This window comes from Pseudomonas sp. 05T35, assembly GCF_056396605.1.
The window spans coordinates 1-1,482 of record NZ_JBFTLU010000705.1; the positions used below are offsets into that span (position 1 = coordinate 1).

Here is a 1,482-nt window from a genome sequence, read left to right on the forward strand (position 1 = left end):
GGCCAATACTGCCGTGAACTGGAGCCTTGAATGCCAGCAGCGCCTGACCGGTATTCCGGAAGAAATGGCGGTGGCGGCGTTTCGGATTTCTCAGGAAGCCGTCACCAATATGCTGCGCCATGCACAAGCCAAGAACCTGCTGATTCGCCTGCAACGTCTGCCCCAAGGACTGGCGCTGTTTATCAGCGATGACGGGCAGGGCTTTTCTCCCGCCACCCATCCTGGCCGTGAAGGGCAACGTGGAATGGCCGGCATGTCGGAGCGGGTCGAACAACTGGGCGGCACCCTGAGCGTCATCAGCGAGCCCGGCAAAGGCACGCAGATCGAAGCACTTTTCCCCTGGGCACCCCGTGCGCTCGAACGAGCCAGTACGAATAAGGTTCAACATTGACTTGTAACTTGCTTCTGGTGGATGACCACTCGCTGATCAGAGCCGGCGTACGTGCACTGGTTCTGGATATTCCCGGTTACGCCGTCATTGGTGAAGCCAATGATGGTGCACAGCTGCTCGAAATGGTCGAGAAGCTGAACCCCGACATCATCCTGCTGGATATATCCATGAAGGAAACCGGCGGGCTTGAGGCTCTGCAAAAACTCAAGGCCATACGCCCACAAAGCAAAGTGCTGATCCTGTCGATGCACACCGACCCGACACTGATCATGCAAGCCCTGGAGTCAGGCGCTCACGGCTATCTGCTCAAGGACACCACCGCCACGGAGCTGGAACACGCGCTTGAAGCCTTGCGCAACAATGAACGCTACCTGAGCCCGGCCATCGCTCATACCGTGATCAACCAGGCGCTGGTGCGTGCCCAGAACAGCCAGCCAGAACCCGTCGACACACATAACCTGACAGCTCGTCAGCTAGAGATTCTGCGCTTGATCGTGCGTGGCAAATCCACTCGCGAGATTGCCAATGGTTTGGGCCTGAGCATCAAAACGGTGGAAACCCACCGCTCTCAGATCATGAAGCGCTTGCAGATCTTCGATGTCGCGGGCCTGGTACTGTTTGCCGTGCGCGAGCAAATCATCAGTCTCGACGACTAGACCAGATTCAACGCCCCAGTAACGCCGATCCCTCGGGCAGATGTACGCGCAACGCGCCTGGACGCGTAGAAAAGCGCAAGCTGTCGCCTTGCAGGGGCTCGCCATCCAGATTGATGTACAGCCCCTCCGAAACCTTGATCTCAACCCACGGCAAGCGCACACGCACGAACATATTGTCGATGCCCCAACCATCAGCCAATAGATCACGCAGGGTTGCGACCACCTCCTGCGGTGCCGGCAGAATGCTGATATCCAACAAGCCATCATCGACCAACGCCTGCGGGCACAGTACATGTCCGCCCCCCGCTTGCCGACCATTACCAATCCCCAGCGCCAGAAGGTCGCCATGCCAGTGAAAGCCGGGGCCTTGCAATTCCCCATAGGCGGCATGCAATTCGTTGAACCGCGTCAAACCGGTGAACAGGTACGCCGCAC

At 58.3% G+C, this 1,482-nt stretch carries 2 protein-coding genes and 1 pseudogene; 2 read left to right on the forward strand and 1 reads right to left on the reverse strand.

Annotated features, from left to right (window positions below; genetic code table 11):
- Both AC1DH9_RS29055 and AC1DH9_RS29060 read left to right on the forward strand, forming a co-directional pair.
- The coding region (locus tag AC1DH9_RS29055; RefSeq protein WP_477809327.1) for a sensor histidine kinase at window positions 1-391 on the forward strand (391 nt) is incomplete at its 5' end.
- Window positions 388-1,047, forward strand: coding sequence for a response regulator (locus tag AC1DH9_RS29060; RefSeq protein WP_427532785.1), 660 nt, complete (start codon window positions 388-390; stop codon window positions 1,045-1,047). The genes AC1DH9_RS29055 and AC1DH9_RS29060, both read left to right, overlap by 4 nt.
- Window positions 1,048-1,054: 7 nt before the next feature.
- Here AC1DH9_RS29060 and AC1DH9_RS29065 read toward each other — a convergent pair.
- A pseudogene (locus tag AC1DH9_RS29065) lies at window positions 1,055-1,482 on the reverse strand (lipid kinase YegS); the annotation flags it as partial.